General features: G+C 39.9%; 18 protein-coding genes and 1 riboswitch. Of the genes, 13 read left to right on the top strand and 5 right to left on the bottom strand.

Annotated features, from left to right (window positions below):
- Window positions 1-118: 118 nt before the first annotated feature.
- A complete protein-coding gene (locus N9I19_RS03535) occupies window positions 119-1,207 on the top strand; it encodes an undecaprenyldiphospho-muramoylpentapeptide beta-N-acetylglucosaminyltransferase (protein ID WP_411730397.1) in 1,089 nt (362 codons plus the stop codon).
- A gap of 52 nt (window positions 1,208-1,259) precedes the next feature.
- Window positions 1,260-1,409, top strand: coding sequence for a DUF2639 domain-containing protein (locus tag N9I19_RS03530; RefSeq protein WP_081108830.1), 150 nt, complete (start codon window positions 1,260-1,262; stop codon window positions 1,407-1,409).
- Between the two features lie 33 nt (window positions 1,410-1,442).
- On the opposite strand, the gene N9I19_RS03525 is transcribed toward N9I19_RS03530, so the two are convergent.
- The 4 genes from N9I19_RS03525 to N9I19_RS03510 form a co-directional block, all read right to left on the bottom strand.
- Window positions 1,443-2,126 carry an LrgB family protein gene (locus tag N9I19_RS03525; RefSeq protein ID WP_081108829.1) on the bottom strand — a complete coding sequence of 228 codons (684 nt, stop codon included), beginning with the start codon at window positions 2,124-2,126 and terminating at the stop codon, window positions 1,443-1,445.
- Complete coding sequence (locus N9I19_RS03520) at window positions 2,101-2,493, bottom strand: CidA/LrgA family protein (RefSeq protein WP_089364014.1); 393 nt, start codon at window positions 2,491-2,493, stop codon at window positions 2,101-2,103. The genes N9I19_RS03525 and N9I19_RS03520 overlap by 26 nt, the downstream gene beginning before the upstream one ends.
- Window positions 2,494-2,699: 206 nt before the next feature.
- On the bottom strand, window positions 2,700-3,254 hold the full coding sequence (locus N9I19_RS03515) for a GNAT family N-acetyltransferase (RefSeq protein ID WP_061463563.1): 555 nt from the start codon (window positions 3,252-3,254) through the stop codon (window positions 2,700-2,702).
- 352 nt (window positions 3,255-3,606) lie between these two features.
- Window positions 3,607-4,386: an undecaprenyl-diphosphate phosphatase gene (locus tag N9I19_RS03510; protein WP_317777080.1), complete on the bottom strand. Its 780-nt coding sequence runs from the start codon at window positions 4,384-4,386 to the stop codon at window positions 3,607-3,609.
- A gap of 224 nt (window positions 4,387-4,610) precedes the next feature.
- On the opposite strand from N9I19_RS03510, the gene N9I19_RS03505 reads away from it, so the two are divergent.
- The 5 genes from N9I19_RS03505 (at window position 4,611) to dapF (ending at window position 9,240) form a co-directional block, all read left to right on the top strand.
- A complete protein-coding gene (locus tag N9I19_RS03505; RefSeq protein WP_061463562.1) occupies window positions 4,611-4,931 on the top strand; it encodes a DUF4870 domain-containing protein in 321 nt (106 codons plus the stop codon).
- A 224-nt stretch (window positions 4,932-5,155) separates the two neighbouring features.
- Entirely contained in the window at window positions 5,156-5,950 is a 795-nt protein-coding gene (locus tag N9I19_RS03500; protein ID WP_317776989.1) for a hypothetical protein, read from the top strand.
- Window positions 5,951-6,039: 89 nt separating this feature from the next.
- On the top strand, window positions 6,040-6,612 hold the full coding sequence (locus N9I19_RS03495) for a beta-class carbonic anhydrase (RefSeq protein WP_061463560.1): 573 nt from the start codon (window positions 6,040-6,042) through the stop codon (window positions 6,610-6,612).
- A 156-nt stretch (window positions 6,613-6,768) separates the two neighbouring features.
- The gene (locus tag N9I19_RS03490; protein WP_317776988.1) at window positions 6,769-8,070 is read left to right on the top strand and encodes an NCS2 family permease; all 1,302 of its coding nucleotides are present in this window, start codon (window positions 6,769-6,771) and stop codon (window positions 8,068-8,070) included.
- A 183-nt stretch (window positions 8,071-8,253) separates the two neighbouring features.
- The gene (gene dapF, locus N9I19_RS03485; RefSeq protein ID WP_061463558.1) at window positions 8,254-9,240 is read left to right on the top strand and encodes a diaminopimelate epimerase; all 987 of its coding nucleotides are present in this window, start codon (window positions 8,254-8,256) and stop codon (window positions 9,238-9,240) included.
- 16 nt (window positions 9,241-9,256) lie between these two features.
- Here the strand turns inward: dapF and ligD are convergent, their stop codons facing one another.
- A complete protein-coding gene (ligD, locus tag N9I19_RS03480) occupies window positions 9,257-11,101 on the bottom strand; it encodes a DNA ligase D (protein ID WP_317776987.1) in 1,845 nt (614 codons plus the stop codon).
- A 149-nt stretch (window positions 11,102-11,250) separates the two neighbouring features.
- Here ligD and ku point away from each other — a divergent pair, with 149 nt between their 5' ends.
- The 6 genes from ku (at window position 11,251) to N9I19_RS03450 (ending at window position 20,583) form a co-directional block, all read left to right on the top strand.
- Complete coding sequence (gene ku / locus N9I19_RS03475) at window positions 11,251-12,093, top strand: non-homologous end joining protein Ku (RefSeq protein ID WP_089364863.1); 843 nt, start codon at window positions 11,251-11,253, stop codon at window positions 12,091-12,093.
- A 518-nt stretch (window positions 12,094-12,611) separates the two neighbouring features.
- Complete coding sequence (locus N9I19_RS03470) at window positions 12,612-13,262, top strand: MOSC domain-containing protein (RefSeq protein ID WP_317776986.1); 651 nt, start codon at window positions 12,612-12,614, stop codon at window positions 13,260-13,262.
- A gap of 111 nt (window positions 13,263-13,373) precedes the next feature.
- Window positions 13,374-13,472: riboswitch (SAM riboswitch) on the top strand.
- 103 nt (window positions 13,473-13,575) lie between these two features.
- On the top strand, window positions 13,576-15,423 hold the full coding sequence (locus N9I19_RS03465) for a bifunctional homocysteine S-methyltransferase/methylenetetrahydrofolate reductase (protein ID WP_317776985.1): 1,848 nt from the start codon (window positions 13,576-13,578) through the stop codon (window positions 15,421-15,423).
- Window positions 15,416-18,865: a methionine synthase gene (gene metH / locus N9I19_RS03460; RefSeq protein WP_317776984.1), complete on the top strand. Its 3,450-nt coding sequence runs from the start codon at window positions 15,416-15,418 to the stop codon at window positions 18,863-18,865. The genes N9I19_RS03465 and metH overlap by 8 nt, the downstream gene beginning before the upstream one ends.
- Complete coding sequence (locus N9I19_RS03455) at window positions 18,852-19,757, top strand: polysaccharide deacetylase family protein (RefSeq protein ID WP_317776983.1); 906 nt, start codon at window positions 18,852-18,854, stop codon at window positions 19,755-19,757. The genes metH and N9I19_RS03455 overlap by 14 nt, the downstream gene beginning before the upstream one ends.
- A gap of 55 nt (window positions 19,758-19,812) precedes the next feature.
- The gene (locus tag N9I19_RS03450; protein WP_317776982.1) at window positions 19,813-20,583 is read left to right on the top strand and encodes a dioxygenase family protein; all 771 of its coding nucleotides are present in this window, start codon (window positions 19,813-19,815) and stop codon (window positions 20,581-20,583) included.
- Window positions 20,584-20,917: the final 334 nt, after the last annotated feature.

Genomic DNA, 20,917 nt, shown 5'->3' with positions numbered 1-20,917 from the left:
AAATAATCGATAATTACATTCATCATGGTATTTTAAGGTCCACTTACTGCTTTTTCAAGTTATTAATGGCATGGATATATGGTAATATGGATGCAAAGTGATTTTTTAAGTTTGGAAGGTGGAAATATTGACTAAGAAAATAGTATTTACCGGAGGCGGTTCTGCCGGTCATGTATCTGTTAATGCAGCAATCATCCCGGAATTTTTAGAGCATGATTGGGATGTTACTTATATTGGTTCAAAAAAAGGCATTGAAAAAAATATCATCGAAAAGGAATTTCCCGAGGTCCGTTATGAAACGATTTCAGTCGGGAAATTCCGACGTTATCTTTCTGTTGAAAATATGAAAGACCCTTTCCGGGTCATAAAAGGGATTTTTGATGCACGAAAAATCCTAAAAAAGACCAAGCCGGATTTCATTTTCTCTAAAGGTGGATTCGTATCCGTTCCGGTCGTTTTGGCAGGCAGAATGCTGAGAATTCCGATTGCAATCCATGAATCGGATTATACACCTGGACTGGCCAATAAAATTGCCATGCCACTTGCATCGAAGATTTTCACTACCTTCCAGGAAACGGAAAAAGATCTTCCGAAGGAGAAGGCCATGTATCTAGGAGCTGTATTGCGCGATGGGATTTTTACGGGAAATCCTTCCGCTGGAAAGGCATTTTGTGGATTCACGAATAACAAACCGGTTTTACTCGTTATGGGCGGTAGCCTAGGGGCTGTAAAAATCAATAACTTGATTACAGATAACCTTGATTCCCTACTAAAGGAATACCAAATTATTCACATTTGTGGTAAGGGAAATGTGAAAAACGAATTGAAACAAAGGGGATATGCTCCCTTTGAATTCGTACATGAAGAATTATTCGATCTATTGGCTGCTGCTGATGTCGTCGTATCAAGGGCAGGTTCAAATTCAATATTTGAATTCCTAGGTTTACAAAAGCCTATGTTGCTTATCCCTCTAAGTGCCAATGCATCCCGTGGAGATCAAATCTTAAATGCTTCAAGCTTTGAAAAACAGGGATTTTGTAAAGTCATTCAAGAAGAGGATCTAAATGAGGGGATTTTTCATGCTACATTAGCGGATTTAGTGAATCAATCGGAAGGTTATCAGGAGAAAATGCGTCAAAAACGCCCATTCAAAACGGCAGCGGAAATGTATGAATTATTACTTGAAGTAATGACTGCAAAAAAATAAGTATCAATCCCCTCATTGAAGCATATCTTTTTCGAACAGAGGAGGGGGTAGAATGGCTTATGAATATTCTAAAGGATGGTTCATTCAGCAATTAAAAGCCGCAGGGATTAACTATCATCCAATCGAGAAAAAAAAGCTGGAGCTGTATAAATCATATATTCTAAGACGTTTATATGAAGACCTGCAAAAGGATAAATCATAAAAGAACCGCAACGTCATTGACGTTGCGGTTCTTTTATAGGAAATGACTTATAAACGGAAAGAAACAGGAAATGAGGATACCTGCAATAGCCATTGCCGCACCTGCGACTGCCCCGGTAAACTCACTTTCCTGAGCGGCTTGAGCCGTTCCAAGGCCATGAGCGATCGTACCATATGCGATACCACGCGCAAAGGGCATCGTAATGTTTAATTTATCCATCATTTTTGGAGCGATCATCGTACCCAGCACCCCAGTCAAAATGACGAAGGCTGCTGAAATATTAGAATTACCACCATAAAGTTCCGTGATTTCTACTGCGATTGGCACTGTAATTGATTTAACCGCCAATCCTTGGAGTATGAATTGCGGAAGTGAAAATGCTTTAGCAATGGCTAAGGCAATGATCAATGTGACCATAAGACCAAAAATCATGCCGCTGATTGCCGGCATTGCATATTTAACGATTATCTTCCTGTTTTTATAAAGTGGTACGGCCAAAGCAACGGTAGCTGGCCCCAAGAAATAGGTGATGATGTCTTTTCCCGGTGAATAATCTTCGAAGTTCAAACCGCTGATCAGCAGTACGAGAATAATTGTAACCGTACTGAAAAATACGGGCGTAGTAAAAGGTGATGGATGTTTAGCATATATTTTCCTTCCTATGTAATAGGAAAGGATGGTTATCAAGATGCTATATGTTGTGATGAGCGCTGTCATGCCGCTTAACCTCTCCTCTATTGGATAACTTTTGAACAGCCCAAGCCGAAACGATGAATCCAAATATCAGGCTGACTCCCAATGTAAGTGCCAATGGCAAACCAAATTCAATGAAAAGCCATCCCATGGTCATTAAACTGATTGAAATTGGAATGAAGAAAAAGGCTAGGTGCTTTACCAAAAATCCTGAAGTAAGATCGATCCACTCAACTTTTATAACCTTCATCTGTAATAAACTGAATAACAGAATCATGCCGATGACGTTGCCTGGAATAGGTAAATGAAGTAAAGTGGCTAAATAATAGCCGAGCTTGCAAATGATGAGCAGCATGATAAGCTGCACGATAAAAGCAAATGTTTTTTTCATGATTAGGTCCTTTCAATGACTCTTTGAATATATTTTTGAATGGGTCAATTGTATTCATTATAAAAAAATATCCCTGAAATGAATAGGGAATTGTAGTAATCTTTCCTAAACATCCTGTGAAAATGGAAAAAAGAGCTTTCCAATATTGGAAGCTCCTGACCATTATATGAAAAGATAAACAAAGCCATCTTAAAATGCTTTTCGTTTTATGCTTCAAGTAACTGTTGTTCGTCATCATCATGCTGTCTAAGGATATGAAAGGTGTATAAATCTTTCGGGATTTCATACAAATCGAAGATATCTCCTTCATGATTGATCTGATCATAGAGGGACTTTCTTGTTTCGTTGGCATTAACAGCATAGGGAAGCTTTTCCGCGGCTTTAATCGAGCGAATATTTTTTTTGCGAATACGCATGAATACTGTTTCCAAACCGAGCTCGAAAAAAAGCTCTTTAAAGAAAGCGTCCTTTGCAATGGCATTATACCCTTTCCCGTGAAAAGGCTTGCCAAGCCATGTGCCTAAGAAACCTGCACCATCTTCAATATCGTATAAAGAAATACAACCGATGGGATTTTCCCATTCATCCAAGATTGTTCGTGAAATGAGTTCCCCAGAATCTTCTGCCTCGATCGTTTGCTTAGTAATGAAAACATATTCTTCATATGAATCTACTTTATGGCGCACGAAAGGGAAGACATCTGGATGCGTCATTTGTTCATAAAGAGAAAAACAATCTGTGAAATCTCTCTTTTTTAACATTTCCGTCCCTCCGTTTGAGGGCAGTTCTTATGCGTAGTCGCTGCCCACCCTCGAAATTTTTTAAGTCGTTCATCAAAAAATTTCGGGGTGGGAATCGAACCCACTAGAACCGGAAACCGGTGGCGCACCATTTGCCTTCCCTATTTTTATTGTCAGAAATTATACAAATCAAAAGACCCTTACGAAGGTATAATACTAAAAAAAAATCGGTTTGGGAATAGGTTTTTTGCCTTTTTTTTTCGTCAAATTTCAACTTTTTTATGAAGGGTGAAATTTGAAGGCAAACGCTTGCTTTTTTTCATGAAAAACTGATTTCTTCGCCCGATTTTTCAAGGGTAACTTGATGCTTCCTTTAAAACTTCCCTGTGAATTGCATGAATAAAATGATTGCCCCGAGGGCCCATACATAAATGGAGAATATTTTCAGTGAACGCTTTTTTAAGAAATCGATCATCCATACTACAGCAATATAACCAAAGATTGCTGCGGCTAGGGTACCAACGAAAAGCGCAGTGACTGGAAGCCGTTGAACTTCTCCTGTAATTATTGGTTTCATCTGAAATACAATGCCCCCCGTAATGGCTGGAATTGAAAGCAAGAAGGAAAAATAAGCTGCCGTGGCCCTATCAAGCCTGCAGAAGAGCCCTGCGGCTATCGTTAGGCCGGAACGCGAAAGAGCAGGCATGATGGCAGCAGCTTGGAAAGTACCGATGATCAGGGCATCCTTAATGGAAATTTCACTAATTGACTTGCCCCCTTTTTTTACACCGTCCGCTACCCATAAAATCAGCCCGGTCACTAAAAATTCCCAGCCAATGGTCACCCCTGTTTTTGATAGGCCATCAAACCAAACCCCAAGTAAAATGCCGGCAATCACTGCAGGGATCGTCCCTGCAATGAGAAGCAGAGTCATTTTGGAGAAAGGGTTTTTCAAAACCGAAATAATGTCATTCTTGTAGACGACCAATAATGCCAGCAATGTACCGATATGGAGCATGGTATCAAGAAAAATGCCGGCCTCGTCAAGATGGAATATATGCCGTCCTAAATATAAATGTCCAGTACTTGAAATAGGTAAAAACTCAGTCAAGCCTTGAATGATTCCAAGGATGAAGGCTTGAAAATCGTTCAGCAAAAAAACATCACTCCATTCTAGAAGGTTGGGACAATCCATTATTTAATCTGTATGCACAAGACGGATGAACATGTTCGGATTTTTCGTTAAATGTATTGCCAATGGGGTTTCATGAAGAAAAGGCAGTCCATTTTTACTTTTTTCGAATATAATGAAAGGAAAATGAAACTATTTTTCAACTGATTCGTAATTATTAATATGAGAGAGGAGGAGAAGACACTATGCCTACTAAAGATGAGAAAGTGTTTGCTGCCCTTATTTATGTAATCAGCTTTTTTACAGCATTTATCGGTCCTTTAGTGATTTGGTTATTGAAAAAGGACTCGTCACAATTTGTGGATTATCATGGAAGGGAATACCTGAATTTTTTCATTTCCTACACTGTATATTCAATAGTTGCAGGGATACTTACTATAGTATTGATTGGATTCTTGCTATTGCCGGTTATCGGGATAGCTTTAGTCGTATTCACCATCATTGCTGCTGTAAGGGCTTATGAAGGAACGGATTACAGGTTCCCCTTAATTTTTAGGATTTTATAGAATGATGTAAAAGGATTCCGTATTCGGAGTCCTTTTTTATATGAACCATGTTGGGAATTGCCCTTCATTAAAAAGGGAATAGATCATATTAAAGCGAATAAAGTAATATGATAACAACTTCAATGCACTTTAGGAAGTGAAAGACGGGCGGCTTGTAGTACTGCTAATTAATGTTCGCTTAAGGCGGCAAACTTTCTTGTAAGGGGTGAGGAAAAGAGCAGGATATGAATATACGTGAATATTATCAAAAAACGAGCAATTCAAATTTCAATGCCTCTTGGATATCTCTTGTTTTGGCCGTTGTATTTTTCATTTGCCATTTTTTTTCGTTGATACCTGGCAATATACTATTGATAACGTTTCCTTTTATTTTATTTAGTATTGTCCAATTTATCAGTCACAGGATATATGAAAGTAGAATTAAGGAATTGCCTGATGAATTCGTCCGGACGAATGCCGGGTTATTAAAAAATGAACATGTTTTATTGACTTTTATGCCAGCACCGACATTGCGGCTGCTTCTCTTTGCACCTGATGGGTCTCTAATGGGCGAGATACGTGATTTGAATATGAAGTGGTTCATGTGGATGATTCCCAATTTCTTGTCGATGCTCCTGGCCAAGCGATATGAACTGGTGGACAATGAGGGGCGCTTGTTAGCCAAGTACCATATCAAAAGAGGGCTTTTCAATAAAATGACGATCATGGATGATCAAGGCGGCCTTATTGGATCGTATCAAGAAAATCGTTCATTCGTGAAGATCAATGGAATGATATATAAGGAAGACGGCACAGAATGGATGCCCATTCAAACGCCGGGGAGTGTGAATTCTTTTGAGATAGCCACAAAAGATGGGGAAAAGATCGTTTCATACCAAGAAGGTTGGATGCCTATGGAATGGGGGAGACGATTCAAGACAAATACCCCCATACTTTCTTTTTCATCCAATGTTGACGAAATCCCTAAAATCATCGTCTTTGGGTTTTGTGCAGCCACTCTAAATCATCGTTCAAATTGACTAGTGTTATCCTTTAGCAATTCCTTTTAATATTTGATATAATTATAGAAGGATACATAGATTTATTACATAATAAAAGGGTGGTAAATATGAGTTTACTTAATGAGATTCTTAATTTTAATGAACAGTTTGTAGAAAAAGGTGATTATGTTAAGTATAGAACGGATAAGTTCCCTGAGAAACGTATGGTCATCATAAGCTGTATGGATACTCGGCTCGTTGAACTATTGCCAAAATCCTTGAATATCAAAAATGGCGATGTCAAAATCCTGAAGACTGCCGGGGCAATCGTCTCCCATCCATTTGGAAGTGTCATGCGGAGTATCCTGATTGCCATTTATGAGCTAAAGGCAGATGAAGTATTCGTCATACCTCACCATGACTGTGGAATGGCATCAGTAGATGCAGATTCTGTAGTAGGGAAAATGGTTGAACGTGATATTCCACAGAGCACCATCGATACCCTTGGAGCTGCAGGAATAGATATTCGCAGTTGGCTTCGCGGATTTGATGATGTTTATGAAAGTGTTAAGAAAAGTGTGGAAGTGATTAAAGGCCATCCTTTAATACCTAAAAATATTCCTGTACATGGTCTTATCATTTCACCCGATACAGGGAAGCTGGAATTGATAGTCGATGGGTATGCGGAAGAACAAAAATAATATATTTATCGAAGCTGTCGGGATTATTTCCGGCAGTTTTTTTCAAATTTTAAGCCATACTATTTATTTTTATCCTTTTTTTTGATAAAATCGCGAAGTGTAGTTTGTCACTAATACAAACGGGTGGGCGAGGGATAAATTTTATAAGGATACAACATGAAGAAATTAAACTTGGAAGCGTTTTTTTACTTTTCAGACTATGGAACGAATGGAAAACGTGAAATCCTTGCTGGAGTCGTCGGCTATTTTACGATAGTCTATATACTCATCGTGAATTCCCTGATTTTATCGGAAGCAGGCATACCAGTTAATGGTGCAGTGATTGCCACGATTCTTTTATCTGCTTTAAGCTGTGTCATGATAGGAATTTGGGCGAATGTCCCAATCCTACTCGTTCCAGGAATGGGCGTAAATGCCCTTTTTGCTTATACCATGGTTCAAGGGATGGGTCTATCTTGGCAATCGGCGCTTGGTGCTGTGTTTATCTCAGGGGTTATTTTTGTAGTCATTGCTTTTACAAAATACTCTAAGTTAATCAGTGATTCAATTCCAAGTTCGATAAAAGAAGCCATATCTGTTGGTCTTGGCTTATTCTTGATGCTAATCGGTCTCGAGAAGGGCGGGATAATCACGGGAGGTTCATCATCTATCGTCGCATTGGGAGATTTAAGCGATCCAGCAGTGTGTGCAACGGTGTTAACCTTTTTACTGGCAATCACGCTATTCATCAAGAATGTCCCCGGTAACTTCATGATTACCATCCTGGCAGGTAGCCTTATTGCCTATTGTTTCGGGACGGTTCAACTATCGGAAATCCATTTTTCAGGCATAGACACAGCTTCCTACGGCGATCTCTTCTTTTCATTATCGTTCATGGAAGCGGACCGAATTGAATTCTGGATAAGTGTATTTGCGATGACGATGGTTCTTGTTTTTGAAAATATTGGTCTTGTACACGGGCATGTGGACAGTATCAACCGCCAGGACGCCTATAAAAAGTCGCTGCAGGCGACAAGTGTTTCCGTTTTATTTTCAGGTATATTCGGATCGAGTCCTACCGTTGCAACAGTTGAAACCGCAGCAGGAATCGCATCTGGAGGCAGAACCGGTTTTACTTCAGTGGTGACGGGTTTGCTATTCATTCTATCATTGCTGTTTATACCAGTGATTAAAGTGATCCCTGATAGCGCCATTGCCCCCATTTTAATTATTATTGGCATTTTGATGCTCGGAAACATTAAAAAGCTGGATTTCAGCGATTTAACCGAGAGTATACCTGCAATCATGATCATCACGATCATTCCATTCACATACAGTATCGCGGATGGAATGGCATTCGGTTTCATTCTGTACCCGTTCTTGAAGCTTGTTACCGGAAAGGCGAAAGAAGTGTCAGCCCCGATGTATGTGAGTGCTGGAATGTTTATCGTCTATTTCATCATCAGTATGCTCGGTTAATATTATGGAAGAGCGGTTGGAATGAGTTCTCTCTTATTCCAACCGCTCTTCTTATTGTATATTTTTGACGAAAAAAATGGATTTATTGTGAATTACTCGATGACACATCCATTCTGAAAATGCTATGATATAGAATATTAAAAAATGATAAATGACTAGCAGCATATTAGAGGATGTGACAGGATGATTATTGAAGGTTTAAAAAGCCATGGATCAGGTAATGATTTCTTAATAATTGATGAATTGACTACGGCCTTGACGTTTACTGAAGAAGAGCGAAAAAATTTCGCGAAGGCCCTATGCAATAGGGAAAAGCTAGGAGCGGACGGTATTTTGTTTGTAATGGAAAGTGAACAGGCTGATTGCCGGATGCGTGTCTTTAATGCGGATGGATCGGAAGCTTCGATGTGTGGCAATGGACTTCGCTGTGTTGCGCGTTATGCGAACGACGTTCTAGGGCTCGATAAAATGATTGTGGAAACGATGAAGGCAAATCTACTCGTGGAGAAAACGGAAGATATTTATGAGGGCATCCCGACTTTCAAGGTGGAAATTTCCCCGGTAAGTTTTAATGTAAAGGATCTTCCTCTTGTATTAGCAAAAGAACAATTGCTAAACGAACCAATGCCGGAACTTCATGATACCCTTTTATTTTCGGCATTGGCGGTTCCTAATCCACATTTAATCACGCTCGTCGATAGTGACGTTTTGCAAAGTGATTTGCAGGCAGACCTTTCGACAAAGGTCAATCAACCGAATGCGCTTTTCCCTGATGGTGTCAATGTCAGCTTTGTGAAAGAGCTTGAACCAGGGAGCATTTATGTGCGGACATTTGAACGGGGAGTAGGCTTCACTAATGCATGTGGAACGGCGATGTCAGCTTCAAGCCTAGTAACATGCTCTGTTGGAATTAACTCGTTGGAAAGTGAAATATCTGTCTATAATAACGGTGGAAAAGTTAAATGCGTCGTCCATCATGATGAAGAAAGCCAAAAGTATTCAATAGATTTAATCGGGAATGCAACCTATGAATTCAAGGTATTGATTGAAATAAACTTAGATCAGCCTGAAAAATTCAAAATGCTTGAAAAACAGGTTTTTGAATCGGAAACAAGCTTATATTCCAAGCTGCAGGATGAAGTTCAAAGTTATTTGAAAACGACATTATAAATTTAAAGACCAACAATTAGTTGGTCTTTTTTTGTTTTAGGAACGACAATACTTCCAAAAAGGCTGGGCCATTATCGACAAGTCTGTAATCCATAAATGGACACCCTTCCCTTTTTAATCTGTTTGGTACGGTTTCAATCGTATAGTCCTTCAACTGGAGACTTTCGTCCACTTCCTTCCAAAACAAAGGTGTGGCCACACCCGCGAAAGAATTTCCGCGTGGGGAATAAGGAACAATTATGGTTTTTCCTTCACTATGCTGCACAAAGTCCAAGTAAAGTCGATTATGCCGATTTATTTTCATTCTTTCCGTTGTAAAATCATTTGGGTTGGAACTGGTTAGGTAGTCGCCGAGAAAGTCGGTGAATATGCGTGTCTCCTGATAAGTAAATCTGTCATCAGGCAGAGGGATGTGAATTTGCAGTCCTTTGTTACCTGACGTTTTTACAAAAGCCTTTATCCTTAATGATTCCATCACTTTTTTAATTTCCTGTGCGGCCTTTATCGCCAATGAGAAAAATTCGATGGAAGGAGGGTCTAAGTCCAGGACGATTTCGTCGGGCCTTGTTTTACCCGCTTTCTGAAATGGGGCATGGAATTCCAATGCAAGTTGATTACCAAACCAAAGAAGCGTTTCAATATCGTTACACAGCATATACTCGATATCCACATCCATGAACGTTTTAATAAAGGCCGGCGCATAATCAGGTTTGTTTTTCTGGAAAAATCTTTCTTTATCCATAGTGCCATGAGGATAACGGATTGTCGTAAGCAGTTTATCCTTTAAGAAAGGTAAGAAGAAGGATGAAACCTCTCTTAAATAATGGAGGTATTCAACTTTTACCACCTTTTTTCTACCAGTTATCCAAAGCGGTTTATCCTTGGAGGTTATTTGTACAGTATCTGGAAACGTGTACTGGCCTATCACGAATTTCTCCCAGGTGCATTCTTCGGGAGCCGTTTGTAAAAGCCATTGCGAAAACTGAGGTTCACGCAATTCATTTTCCTCATATACGTGTAGGAATTGAACTTCGATGCAAATGGATGGATGGATATAAAAAAATTGTGCATCTTCATCTGATGCATTTTGCTTGATCAGTTCATGCAATATCCTTTTATCTTGAGCACTCAGTCCATTTTTAACACTTCCGATTTTCGTTGCGGCACCTTCTTTTAAAACTGCGAGGGAAACGTAACCATTTTCTTTGTGCAATGCTGTAATGAAACAAGAAACGGTCTTCCAATTTTTCACTTTGATCCAAGATGTAGTACGTTTTCCTTCTTGCCAAGTACCCCGAACTTCCTTAGCGACAACCCCTTCGCCATCTAATAGGATGACCTTATTCAAGGCATTATCCAAAACGTCAAAACTCTCAATTAATTGGATCAAAGCCTTATCATTGGGGTCAGGCGGCATAGGAAAACCAAGTACTTCACCCATATTCAGCATGAATCCCCTTCGTTCTTCCATAGGTTTAGCAGCTATGTCCTTTCCGCTGATGCGAATCAGGTCAAACGCAATAAACCGGCATGGCGAAAAATGAGCTTTTTCTGAAATTAAGGATTGTTTCCCAAGGCGCCCTCGCCACTGTATTTGGAAAAAGTCGGCCTTTGCTTGATTGGTAAGCCAAACCAACTCTCCATCTAACTGTAGCGGGAGATAATCTTCCAGGTCCAAATTTTTGATGTAAGCAATGATTTCTGGGAATTGTGGTGATAATTCCTTCTCGTTCCGACTCGAGATGCTTATCGTATCGGAGTCTATCGTTAAAATTGCCCTAAAGCCGTCATATTTGACCTCATAACGCCAATCTTTGGAGGTGGGGGCTTCAGGGTAATAGGTTGGCAGCATTGGTTTCATTTAGTTTTACCTCCGCAAATAATTGATTAACATTATTTTGCCAAAAAAACGAAGTGTTAGAGTTGGCAATTGTTTTTTCGGTTTTTTTTGAACAAAGGGGAATAATAAAATTGTTCTTCTCTTTAAAAATAAGTTATGAGGTGACGAATATGCATACGATGTGGAAGGGGAGCATATCATTCGGTTTGGTGAACATTCCGATTAAACTTCATGCTGCAACGGAGGATAAGGATATTTCTTTAAGGACGTTGCATAAGGAATGCCATTCACCGATTAAATACGAAAAAGTTTGTCCGGTATGTCAGAAAGAAGTGGGTAAGGATGATATAGTCCGCGCTTTTGAGTATACAAAGGGAAAATTTGTTGTATTGGAAGACAATGAACTAGAGCAACTGAAAAAACAAAACGAAGAAAAAGCCGTGGAAATTGTGGATTTCGTTAAAATAGAAGAAATAGATCCCATATATTTTAACCGGAGTTATTACATGTCGCCTAATGATGGAGGGATAAAGGCTTATTCCCTTCTGAGACAGGCCCTCAAGGAATCGGATAAGGTAGGGTTAGCGAAAATAATCATACGCTCAAAAGAACAAATGGCGGTAATTCGAGTCGTTGATAATACCTTGGTGATGGAAACGATCCATTATCCGGATGAAGTTCGCTCAACAGCGGATGTACCGAATATCCCTGCTAATGATACCATTGTAAAAAAGGAAATAGATACTGCCGTGTTATTGATAGATCAATTAACGACTACTTTCGATCCGGCAAAATACACAGATGACTATCGAACCGCATTACTTGAATTGATTGAATCGAAGAAAACGGGACAAACGACGATTACAGCCAAAACAAAAGAGCCAGTTTCCAACAATGTAACAGATTTAATGGAGGCTTTACAGGCATCCATTGACCGAACGAAACATGATGAACCGGAAAAGAAAAAGACGACCCGAAAGAAAGCGGCACCGAAAAAAAAGAAACAAGCATAAAACAGGAAGCTGAGCGGAAGACGCATTATGTCGCTCGGCTTTTTGCTCGTTTTAACAAAGGGAATGGCAAGATTATGAAAGACTTTACAAAGAAATAATTCGTTAAAATTACATAAGTAATGCATGTACAAATAGGTATTGGATCAAGATGTGATCCGATTAATGGGATTAAAAGAAAATAGTGGATGCAAATGAAGGCAAAAAAATTCGCTCCCTAAAGAGCGACAATGAGGAATTCAATCGTGAAAATCAACATATAGGCGAACGGTTGTAGTTTTCGACTATATATTGTGTTCATATTCTACCATATTTAATTCTGAAATAGCAACAAAATTACTAAACTATCCTATGATTTTTTCTGGAAATCAATGATATTCGACCGCTTAACGGATCATGGGGGATTTTGTATGTTCCGATCCACTATTTTCTCATAAATAATTACAGAAAAAATGGATTTTTAGTATAATTTAAACATATGGGATGATATAAATTAAAATGAACGGAAGATGATGTTAAAAATGGAAAATGGAAAAATCAAATCGCTTCATGCCGGAAGGCCCAAACAGGAAAATTTTTCGAATATCGATATCTTTTCAGCCATGGATAAACAAGCACGGGATAATGTGACAGTAACTAGATCTGGCATAATTGGTGATGGGGTAGGTAATATAAAGTTCCATGGAGGTCCTGATCGGGCTTTGTGCTTTTACCCCTTTGAGCATTATTCATTATGGAATGAAAAATTCTCTAAAAAGCTGGATATCCCTGCATTCGGTGAAAATTTAACCATAGCGGGGATGACGGAAGTATCAACATATATCGGCGATATTTATCAAATAGGCGAAGTGATTGTTCAAATTAACCAGGGGAGGATTCCTTGTTCGACCATTTCCCACTTCAATCAAGAACCTAAGTTTTTGGAACTCGTGCTAAAAACGAGTTTCACTGGTTATTTTGCAAAAGTACTTCAAGAAGGAACGATAAATAAACAAAACGAAATCGTGCTAATAGATCGTTTGCAAGAAAAAATTTCAGTTCATTATGCAGCAGAGGTGATCCTTCATAAACGAGATGGGCTGGAAGGCGCAAACGCTTTACTCAAACTGGATTCGTTAGCGGAAGACTGGAAACAAAGGATATTAAAGAGAATTCAAGCTGCAAAAGATTGAATGATTTTTGCAAAAGTGAAAAAAATGACGATCAGGTATTGAAATTGACAGATTATTAATGTAAATTAAATATAATCAAATTTTGAAATCTTGTGAAAATTATATAAATGGATCTTATCGAGAGAGGTGGAGGGACTGGCCCGAAGAAACCTCAGCAACCAGCTTAGGCAAAGGTGCTAAATCCAACAAGCAGAGCTTGATAGATGAGGAGAATGTTTCAAAAAACCTTCTTCTTTGAGAAGGTTTTTTTTCTTTTCTCTCATACTCATAGAAAACGACAAAAACAGGATTGTTTTTGAGAGAGGATGTAATGATGAATTTTCGTAAAGAAGTGAAAGAAAGAATGCTGGTTGGGGAAGGGGCAATGGGGACCTTACTGTACTCTAATGGCATCGATCAATGTTATGAGGAATTAAACTGTACGAACCCAGATCAAATAGTGTCCATCCACCGTGCCTATTTGGAAGCTGGTGCAGATATCCTTCAATCGAATACCTACGGTGCCAACTTCAACAAATTGAAACGCCATGGACTAGAAGATGAAGTAAGCAGAATCAATCGCCAGGGAGTCATCCTTGCTAAAAAAGCGGCAAAAGGAAAGGCATATGTCTTCGGTACCATAGGGGCACAGCGGAGTATCAGGAAATCGGATTTAAGCATTGAAGAGATAAAGCGAGGTTTTCGAGAACAGCTATACAGTCTGCTGATGGAAAATCCTGATGGGATTCTCCTAGAAACATTCTATGACCTGGAAGAACTTGAAACCGTCCTGCAAATCGTTAAAAATGAAACTGGACTGCCGATCATCGCAAATGTTTCGATGCATGAACTGGGTAATCTTCAAAATGGAATCCATTTAAATGAAGCCTTTCAAAAACTTGAGCAATTGGGTGCCGATGTTGTTGGGGTGAATTGCCGTCTCGGTCCACATCATATGATTAGGGCCTTGGAAGAAGTAAGTTTACCAAAGCAAGCGTCGATTGCCATTTATCCTAATGCCAGCCTTCCGGATTATGTGGATGGAAGGCTTGTCTATAAAGCTGTGCCGGAATATTTCGGTTCAAGTGCCCTCGAGCTGCGTGAGCAAGGTGCCACGATCATAGGAGGCTGCTGTGGAACGACGCCTTTGCATATTCAAGCTGTAAAGAATGCAATTGGAAGTTTGGTACCAGTAAAAGAGAAAATTACTAAAATCCGTGAAATAGAAATAATTGAAGTGATTGATAGAGAGTTGGAAATCCCACTTTACGAAAAGGCCAAAACTGAAAGGACGATACTAGTTGAACTTGATCCACCGAAAAAGTTGGGAATAGAGAGTTTCATGACTGGTGCTGAGGTTTTGAAAAAAGCAGGGGTCGATTCAATTACATTAGCGGATAATTCACTTGCTTCACCAAGGATATCGAATGATGCACTGGCTAATTTACTGAAGACCCAATTGAATGTAACGCCGATGGTGCATATAACATGCCGGGATCGAAATTTAATTGGCCTGCAGTCACATTTAATGGGTCTGCAGACAGTGGGGCTGAATGAGTTATTGATCATCACCGGAGATCCTTCTAAAATTGGGGACTTCCCAGGTGCCACTTCGGTTTATGATTTATCTTCGTTTGACCTGATAAGTATGGTCAAACAATTTAATGAAGGTCTTTCCTATTCCGGTCAAAGTTTGGGCCAACGGGCAAATTTTAAAATTGCCGCCGCGTTTAATCCCAATGTGAAATATCTGGATAAGGCTGTTCAGAGAATGGAAAAGAAGATTGCATGTGGTGCTCAATCCTTTTTAACACAGCCAATTTATTCGGTGGAGCAGATTGAAGAGGTATATGAAGCTACAAAACATTTAGAGACCCCGATTTTCATCGGTATCATGCCCTTGACAAGCACACGGAACGCCGAATTCATCCATAATGAGATCCCAGGCATCAAATTGCCTGATAATGTTAGAAGGGCTATGGCTTTAGCGGGGGATGACCCTGTAAAGTCAAGGATTGAAGGGGTGAATATCGCACGAGAGCTAGTGGACGCTGCAAGGGAAAAATTCAAGGGCATATATTTAATCACTCCGTTCCTTCGCTATGAAATGACGGCGGAACTTACGAAATATATTAGAAAAGTCGATAGTAAACAAACATCAGAGGTGGCAGTACATGAATAAAAAAGCGATTCAAGAACAGTTGGGTACTAAGATTCTCCTTCTTGATGGAGCGATGGGGACCATGCTCCAAGCGGAGAATTTAACAGCAGAGGATTTTGGCGGGGAGCAATTCGAGGGCTGCAATGAGTATTTATCACTGACACAACCAGAAATCATCCAATCCATCCATGAAAAATATTTAGCAGCAGGTGCTGATATCATTGAAACAAATACCTTCGGAGCGACAAGCATCGTGCTTGAAGAATACCAAATAAGCACAATCGCTTACAAGCTTAATAAAATTTCAGCCGAGCTTGCCGTTAAAGCATGTGAAAAGTATTCAAATGAAGATTGGCCAAGATATGTGGCTGGCTCGATGGGTCCCACTACAAAAACGCTTTCCGTAACAGGGGGAACGACTTTTGATATTTTAACCGATTCCTATGAAGAACAGGCACTTGGTCTCTTGGATGGTGGGGTGGACTTGCTATTGGTGGAAACCTGTCAGGATATGCTTAATGTCAAGGCTGCCTTTTCTGGAATCAAAGCAGCCTTCGCTAAAACAGGAAAAGATGTGCCTGTCATCATATCAGGTACGATCGAACCGATGGGCACGACACTCGCTGGCCAGTCCATAGAAGCTTTCTATTTATCGGTTGAACATATGAAGCCCGTGGCTGTCGGCCTGAATTGTGCAACAGGTCCGGAGTTCATGATAGACCATATCAGGACACTTGCAGATATAGCAAATAGCGCCATCAGTTGTTATCCGAATGCTGGGCTCCCGGATGAAGAGGGTCACTATCATGAGTCACCGACTTCCCTTGCGGAGAAAATGAAGCAATTTGCCGAAAAGGGATGGGTCAATATCATTGGGGGCTGTTGTGGTACGACACCAGAGCATATTAAAGAACTTTCCAGGGTCCTCGAAGGCATTCAGCCCCGTGCTATTACGACCTCAGCCCATGGTCATGCCGTATCAGGCATAGAGCCGCTCATTTATGATGATTCAATGCGCCCTTTATTCGTTGGTGAGAGAACGAATGTTATCGGATCTCGAAAATTCAAGGAGCTGATTCGTGGAAAGCATTACGAGCCAGCTGCTGAAATTGCACGTGCCCAGGTGAAAAAAGGTGCCCATGTCATTGATATCTGTCTTGCCGATCCTGATGGGGATGAACTTGGCGATATGAAGGAGTTCGTAGAAGAGGTCGTCAAAAAAGTGAAAGTCCCTTTGGTCATCGATACTACAGATGAAGCCGTACTTGAACAAGCATTAAAACATTCACAAGGAAAGTCCATCATTAATTCCATTAATCTTGAAGATGGTGAAGAACGCTTTGAAAAAATTGTACCATTCATCCATCAATATGGTGCTGCCGTTGTCGTAGGAACGATTGATGAAATTGGGATGGCCGTCGATGCTGAACGGAAATTGGAAGTGGCTACACGGTCGGTGGATTTGCTTGTCAATAAATATGGTCTAAACAAAAGTGACATCATTTTTGATCCGCTGGTATTTCCTGTAGGGACGGGAGATGAACAATATATCGGATCTGCTTTAGAAACGGTGAAAGGAATAAAGGCGATCAAAGAAAAGTATCCGGAATGCTTAACGATACTTGGCATTTCGAATGTTTCATTCGGTCTGCCAGCAAGGGGAAGGGAAATTCTAAATGCCGTTTTCCTTTACCATTGTACAAAAGCAGGTCTCGATTATGCTATCGTTAATACAGAAAAACTTGAACGTTTCGCTCTGATACCTGAAGAGGAAGTCAAATTGGCTGAGGCACTCCTGTTTGAGACATCTACAGAAACTTTAGGTATCTTTACCGAGTTCTATCGTGGTAAAAAAGCGGAGAAGAAGGATAATGGTGTTATCCTGCCATTGGACGAACGTTTAGGTAACTATATTATCGAAGGAACGAAAGAAGGATTAATTGATGATTTAAATAAAGCAATTGAGCGCGGTGATACCCCATTGGAAATCATCAATGGACCATTGATGGATGGGATGAGTGAAGTGGGTCGGTTATTTAACGACAACCAACTTATTGTCGCAGAAGTGCTTCAGAGTGCAGAGGCAATGAAGGCGGCTGTATCTCACCTTGAGCCGCTAATGGAAAACTCTGAAGATAGTGCTAAAAAAGGAAAGATCCTCTTAGCTACTGTCAAGGGGGATGTACATGATATCGGGAAAAACTTAGTGGATATCATCCTATCCAATAATGGCTATGAAGTCATTGATTTGGGTATCAAGGTCGCACCGCAACAAATCATTGAAGAGGTTCGAAAACATGAGCCAACCATCATTGGCCTATCTGGGTTACTGGTTAAATCAGCACAGCAAATGGTTTTAACCGCACAGGATTTAAGGCAGGCGGGAATAGATACCCCTATTTTAGTGGGAGGGGCAGCGCTATCCCGTAAATTCACCGATTTTAAAATATCACCAGAATATGAAGGACCTGTTTTATATTCCAAAGATGCGATGGATGGTTTAGCTGTAACGAATATTTTACATGACACTGACAAAAAAGTGGTGTATTTAAAAGAGTTAGTCGAGAAACGAGAAAAATCGAAAGTCAATGCCGCCATTGCTGCCACGATGGAAAAACCTGTTCGGAAGCAGTCCACAGCTGCGCCTTTGAGTAATGTGCCTGTTCAAAAACCGCGTGATATCAAACGTCACGTCCTGAAAAACTATCCATTGGATGTAATCCAGCCATACATTAATAGGCAAATGCTGATTGGACATCATTTGGGCTTAAAAGGTAAGCTCGCCGAATTGCTAAAGCAAGGGAATGAAAAAGCAGTGCAGCTGAATGCGCTTGTTGATGAATTGATCGAATTCTTAAAGACGGAACCCGACTACGGCTTGCATGCAATTTATCAATTTTTCCCTGCTCAAAGTGAAGGAGACAAACTATTGGTTTACAACCCGGAAAATCACCTGGAGATATTGGAGACTTTTGACTTTCCTAGGCAAGATACCAATCCGCACCTTTGTTTAGCGGACTTCGCGAAACCGGTTTCCTCCGGACAAATGGATTATGTTGGTTTCTTCCTGGTAACCGCCGGAAAAGGGATCAGAAAATGGGCAGAAAAACTAAAGCTTGAAGGTGATTTCTTGAAAAATCACGCCCTTCAATCACTTGCTCTCGAAACGGCTGAAGGGTTTGCGGAAAGAACTCATCAATTAATGCGTGATGATTTAGGTATAAGCGATCCGATTGAAATGTCTATGAAAGAGCGGTTTGCCGCTAAGTACACCGGGCAAAGATTTTCATTTGGTTATCCAGCTTGTCCTAATCTGGAGGACCAGGAAAAGCTATTCCGCCTGTTACAACCTCAGGATATTGGCGTGGAATTGACTGAAGGATGCATGATGGAACCTGAGGCTTCCGTTTCAGCCATAGTTTTTGCACATCCGGAAGCTCGTTACTTTAATGTCGATCGGTAAGCATATGGATAAGGCAGCGGTATTTTTTACCGCTGCCTTATTGCGCATGAAACCTCTTGGATGGTACATCTTAATGGTCAAAAGGAAGGGGATGCAGCATATGAAGAATCCGCTTAAATTATTTCTCACCATAGTATGTTCTTTCATTATTTTTTTGTTATTGACGGATGTGCTGGCCATTCATGTACATGCAATGGTTCCCGAAGAGATGGAACCGATCCTAAAAAGTAAGGAAAATCAGAAAGTCGCTTATTTGACTTTCGATGATGGACCTTCTTTGAATACGATGGAGATATTAGATATTTTGGACCGCTATCATGTTAAGGCCACATTTTTCGTTAAAGGTAACGAAGAACCATACGCAAAGGAATGCTATCAGGAAATGATTTCCCGAGGTCATGCGATTGCCCTTCATTCTTATACACATGATTATTCCATCGTTTATCGATCGCCCGAGAGCTTCTTTCAAGATTTGAATAGGCTTGAAACCATGCTGCAAAAGGAGTTTGGGGTTAAAAGCCGTATTGTACGCCTTCCTGGCGGTTCCAATAATCGTCTTAGGCATCAGGCTGCAACTAAACCCATCATTAATGGAATCCTTCAACAACTAATGGAAAAAGGGTATATTTATTTCGATTGGACGATTGATTCGACAGATGGGATCAGTCCATCAATAAGTGAACAACAAATCATTACTTCCGTACAAAAAGGCACGAAAGATCAAAAGCAAGTTAATATCTTGTTGCATGATATCAATAGTATGAAAAATACAGTGAAGGCATTGCCTGATATTATTGAATATCTTAAAAAAGAAGGGTATACCTTTGATACTATTGACGAGACAACCCCAAAAATACAATTTATTGATGAACACATTGTTTATGTTAAGTAATTTAAGGTATAAGATAAGAGATTAGATTACTTTTGCGAAAGGATTTATCGTTTCTATGATGCCATCATTGTTTTTATCACATGGAACACCTTTATTAGCTCTGGAAAAAAATGGCTACACTTCTTTTTTGAAGGATTATATGAAGGGTATGGAAAAACCAACTGCCATCGTTATTTTGTCAGCACATTGGGAAAGTGAAGATCAGATGATTTCAGCGGTAGGGAAGCATGAAGTCATTTATGATTTTGCAGGGTATCCTGAAGAAATATTTCAGATAACATATCCTGCTTCGGGGTGCCTGGAGCTGTCCGATCGAATTTTAACCTTATTGTCAAGGATAGGTGTATGGGGGCAACTTGATGAAAGGCGCCCCCTAGATCATGGAGCATGGGGGCTTTTGCACATTATGTATCCTGAAGCTGACATCCCGATCGTATCTATGTCCATTAGTCCTGCACTTCCATTGGACAAGCAGTATGAAATCGGGAGAACATTGAGGGAATTAAAGGAAAGTAATGTTTTAATCATCGGGAGCGGTGGAATTGTCCATAATTTCACCCATATTCAGGAGGATATGCATGTTGCAGAGGGGTGGGCAATCAACTTTGAGAACTGGGTTGAAGAGAAAATCATGAAATGGGATTTGGAATCTTTGTTTAATTATGCAAAAATCGCTCCTTATAGTACAGAGGCTGTGCCTTCCAAAGAGCATTTCATTCCATTGATCATCGCAATGGGAGCAGGAGATGTCAACAAAAAATCGGCTCTCCTTCACAGAACATTTCAATATGGCAATCTGAGTTTAACAGCTTGGAAGTTTGATTGACTTGTAAGGGTTTTCAGTCTAGTTAAATATACCTGAAATATAAACGATATACAAAAATACAAAAATCTTTTTTTAGCGAAAAAAAGGCTTAAATGAGCAAAAAAGTCAATTTAAAGCGTAATTTGACGAATTAAACAGAAATATAGTTTAAAAAAGGTTGCATAAAGTTGTTTAACCTTTGGATATTTCGACAAAAACATGTTAATATAACATCTGAAAACGTTTTATCCTTTAAAATTTTATTATTCAATAACCAAAGTTGTTAATTATATATCATATTTTTGGGGAAAATTTAGAAGAAAGAAATTTGGGGATAGATAAAACGAAATGCAAA

The sequence above is a fragment of the Peribacillus sp. CSMR9 genome (assembly GCF_033141925.1).
GTDB classification, from domain to species: Bacteria; Bacillota; Bacilli; order Bacillales; family DSM-1321; genus Peribacillus; species Peribacillus simplex_A.
The sequence above is the reverse complement of the archived record's forward strand: the minus strand, read 5'-3'. Positions and strand labels throughout refer to the sequence as shown.